The sequence below is a fragment of the Fructobacillus ficulneus genome (assembly GCF_001047075.2).
GTDB lineage: Bacteria > Bacillota > Bacilli > Lactobacillales > Lactobacillaceae > Fructobacillus > Fructobacillus ficulneus.
In genome coordinates, this window is sequence record NZ_DF968005.1 from 64,567 (window position 1) to 68,719 (window position 4,153).

The window sequence follows — 4,153 nt, forward strand, 5'->3', positions numbered from 1 at the left end:
CCAACTTCTGACTTTGAAGCAACGGGCCGCCAAGGATGCGGTCTTGCCACCGGTCGAAATTGTCGATATGCGCCAAACGGTTTTGAGCCGGGGTGATACGAACTTTTCCCAAGACCTTTTGGACAAATTAAAGACTCGGTTAGACCGCGGCGAACAGGCCGTTTTACTTTTGAACCGGCGGGGCTTTTCATCCTTTGTGATGTGCCGGGACTGTGGTTTTGTACCCAAAGACCCCAATTGTAACTTAGCGATGACCCTCCACATGGATACCCGGGTCTTGAAGTGCCACTACTGTGACTTCCAGGCCCCAATTCCTAATATTTGCCCGAGTTGCGGATCAAAACGCATCCGCTACTACGGGACGGGGACGGAAAAGGTTGAAGATGAATTAAAGAAAATCATGCCCGACTATTCCGTGATTCGCTTAGACCAGGACACAACCCGGAAAAAAGGGTCGATGGCCCAGGCCTTGGCCGACTTCGGTAACCAAAAGGCCCAAATCTTATTGGGCACCCAGATGGTCGCCAAGGGCCTTGATTTTGCCAACGTGACCTTAGTGGGTGTCCTCAACGCCGATACCGGGTTGGGAATGCCAGACTTTCGGGCTAGTGAAAAAACCTTTGAGCTTTTGACTCAAGTGGCCGGCCGGGCCGGACGAGGTGACCAGGCCGGGGAGGTGGTTATTCAAACCTTCAACCCCGACCACTACGCTCTGAAGTTTGCCCAAAACCACGATTACGAAGGTTTCTACCGGCAAGAGATGGCCATCCGCCATGCCGGGGAATTTCCACCGTACTTTTACACGGTCCAATTGCAGATGTCGCATACTGATGAAAACTTGGTGGCGGTGCAGAGTGCCAAAATTGGTCTGTGGCTCAAGAAACACTTGCCCGAGTCTGTTTTGATGCTGGGGCCATCACCCCAGTCAATTGCCAAGCTCAAGGGACGGTTCTACTTCCAAATCTTGTTGAAATTAAAGAATCCCCATGAGGCCGACCAACTGCTGCGCGATTTGGTCGAAGGGTCACAGAAGGCCGAAGCCGGTTTCCAACTAGCCGTGAAGCGCGACCCAATGACCTTTATGTAGGTTCATTAACGCAAAGAATGAGGAAGATTTTAGAATTTGCTATAATAGAAAAGAATAAACATTTTACGTATAAGAACCAGTGAGGAACTGAATGACCTATCGAGTTGTATTTATGGGGACGCCGCAGTTTGCTGTGCCCCTCTTAGAGGCCTTGGTTGCCGACAATCAATATGATGTCTTAGCAGCCGTGACCCAACCTGACCGTCCCCAAGGACGGAAGCAAAAACTAACCCCCAGTCCAGTTAAGGAAGCTGCCTTGGCCCTTAATTTGCCAGTCTTGCAACCAGAAAAGATTAGCGGATCTGAGGAAATGGACCAAATCTTGGCTATGGAACCAGACTTTATCGTGACAGCGGCCTTTGGCCAATTCCTACCCGAAAAGCTTTTGGATGCAGCTAAGGTAGCGGCGGTTAACGCCCATGCTTCTTTGTTGCCCAAGTACCGTGGTGGGGCACCGGTCCACTTTGCCATCATGAATGGCGACAAGGAAACCGGCGTTTCCTTGATGTACATGGTCAAGAAGATGGATGCCGGGGATGTCATCGACGTCGTCAAGGTCCCAATCGAGGCCGAAGACAACGTTGGCACGATGTTTGATAAGTTGTCGCAAGCTGCGGCGCCGTTGGTTTTGGCTAATTTACCAAAGTTGGCTGCTGGAACGGCGTCTGCGACTCCGCAAGACCCCGACCAAGTGACTTTTTCACCCAACATTGCCCGCGACCAGCAAAATTTGAATTTTGCGACGGAAACGGCCGAGAAATTAAACAACCACATCCGTGGTTTGTATCCGACCCATCCGGCTCATGCCATGGTGGGGGATGACAAGTTCAAGCTAGTGGCAACAACGCCATTAGATGAAACGACGACAGCGGCTCCCGGTGTGATTACGGTCCGCGATAAGAAACACCTTGTGGTGGCGGCTGCCAACGGTAGCCAGCTCCAAATCGACCAGCTCCAGCCAGCTGGTAAAAGCGTCATGGCCATTAGTGCCTATTTAAATGGTGCCGGTCAGAAGTACTCTGTCGGTGACCAATGGATTAACATTGAGGAATCGAATGCCAAGTAAAATTAAAGATAGTCAAAACCCCCGGTTATTAGCCGTTGTTACCCTAGCTAAGATTAAGAACGGGGCCTATTCAAACTTACAGTTGAACCAGGTCATCCGCCAACATAATTTAAAGCCCGTCGATAAGGGCCTCTTAACAACCTTGGTTTATGGAACAATTCAGTACCGACTTTTGCTGGAGTATTGGTTGACTCCCTTCGTGAAGGGCAAGAAGCTCGAACCTTGGGTGCGTGAACTCTTGTTAACAGCACTCTTCCAATGGCATAAGCTCAATAAAATTCCTAAGCATGCCATTTTCAACGAAACAATCGAAGTTGCTAAGACACTGGGAAATGCCGGCACGGCTAAGTTTGTCACGGCCATTTTGCACAACATGGACCGGTCAGAATTACGGGATGCGGATAAGATTTCAGACCCAATCATGCGTCTGTCAATTTCATACTCAATCCCAGTTTGGTTAGTACAATCATTGCTAGACCAGGTTGGACCCGCCAAGACCCAGTCAATTTTGAGCTCTTTGAATGAAGCACCAGCCCAAGCCGTGCGCGTGAACACTACCCGGGCAACGGCTGACCAGGCTAAGGCTGCTTTGGAAGCCGAAGGCTTAACTGTCCGTGATTCAAAGGTGGCCCGAGATGCCTTGGTTGTCACTGGTGGCCATGTGGCCTCATCACAGGCCTTCTTGGATGGCTTGATTACAATCCAAGATGAATCAGCCATGTTACCAGTTGAAGCCCTGGCCATTGATGACCAAGTCCACAGCGTCTTGGATGCGGCAGCGGCTCCTGGTGGAAAGACAACCCAAATCGCCCAGTACTTAACTGGGGATGCCAAGGTCACAGCCATTGATATTCACGACCATAAGGTCAAATTAATCAAGGCCAACGCCAACCGTTTAGGCTTAGCTGACAAGGTCAAGGCAGAAGCTCTCGATGCCCGTCAGGTACCTGACCACTATCAAGAAGACTTTGACCGGATTTTGGTCGATGCGCCTTGTTCTGGTTTGGGTCTCTTACGTCGTAAGCCAGAAATTCGCTACGAAAAGACTCTTGAAGACGTCTTAAACCTTGCAGACCTGCAATTAGCCATTTTAAATTCGGTGGCTGGTCGACTCGCACAGGATGGACGATTAGTTTATAGTACTTGTACTATTTTGAACCAAGAAAATGATGGGGTCATCAAGAAGTTTTTGGCTAAAAACCCCAATTTTGAATTAGTTAAAACTGAGACGGCAAAGGACTTGAAGTCTGACCGCAAGGACGCTGTCTTGAAGATTTATCCAGACGATTACGAGACTGACGGCTTCTTCGTCGCCACTCTTCAAAAAAGAAGGGATTAATTAAATGGCAATTGCGTATATCAGTGAAAAAGGCCCCTTACGGGCGGACAACCAAGACGCCGTGGGCGCCTTTTATAATCAATCTGGCGAAGCCCTGGTGATTGTTGCTGATGGCGTTGCCTCAAATCCTGGATCAAAACAAGCCAGCCAAATCGTGGTGGAAACCCTTGGTAAGGCCTGGCAAAAAAAGAATATGAACGATGCTGAGTCGGTTAAAAATTGGCTCGTGCACCAGGCTGAGTTAGCCAACAAAGCCATTTTATTGGCGGGTCAAAAGAATCCGAATATCAATAGTATGGCCACTACTGTGGTTTTAGCAGCCTGTCTTGTGGATACAATCCTGGTAGCCAATGCTGGTGATTCTCGGGCTTACTTGCTCCGAGATAAGCAGGCCCAGTTACTAACCTTTGACCATACGTTGCGCAATGAATTAGAGCGGCGCAGTGGTCAGGTCTACGATGAAAAGTTACCGGAAGCAAATTCCTTAACCCGGTATTTGGGGGTTAACCACCGAGTTGATCTGGAATGGACAACCTTTCAACCTCAAGACGGGGATTGGTTGTATTTGACCTCTGACGGCCTATCGAAAGTATTATCCATTGAAGATCAGGTCGGCTTGGTCCAGCCCGGCCAAAGCCGTCCCGGGAACCAGCCACCACTC

Annotated in this window: 4 protein-coding genes; all 4 read left to right on the plus strand. The window is 49.5% G+C overall.

Annotation, left to right across the window (positions count from 1 at the left end):
- Nucleotides 1-1,087, plus strand: a 1,087-nt coding sequence (priA, locus tag AOQ29_RS08055) for a replication restart helicase PriA (RefSeq protein WP_242977400.1), incomplete at its 5' end; no start/stop codon positions are given.
- Nucleotides 1,088-1,178: 91 nt separating this feature from the next.
- Nucleotides 1,179-2,153: a methionyl-tRNA formyltransferase gene (gene fmt, locus AOQ29_RS05020; protein WP_061993424.1), complete on the plus strand. Its 975-nt coding sequence runs from the start codon at nucleotides 1,179-1,181 to the stop codon at nucleotides 2,151-2,153.
- Nucleotides 2,143-3,492 (plus strand): 16S rRNA (cytosine(967)-C(5))-methyltransferase RsmB, encoded by a 1,350-nt coding sequence (rsmB, locus tag AOQ29_RS05025; RefSeq protein WP_061993425.1) that lies wholly within the window; start codon nucleotides 2,143-2,145, stop codon nucleotides 3,490-3,492. Before fmt ends, rsmB begins: the two co-directional genes overlap by 11 nt.
- A gap of 4 nt (nucleotides 3,493-3,496) precedes the next feature.
- On the plus strand, nucleotides 3,497-4,153 hold a 657-nt coding region (locus AOQ29_RS05030; RefSeq protein ID WP_061993426.1), incomplete at its 3' end, for a PP2C family protein-serine/threonine phosphatase.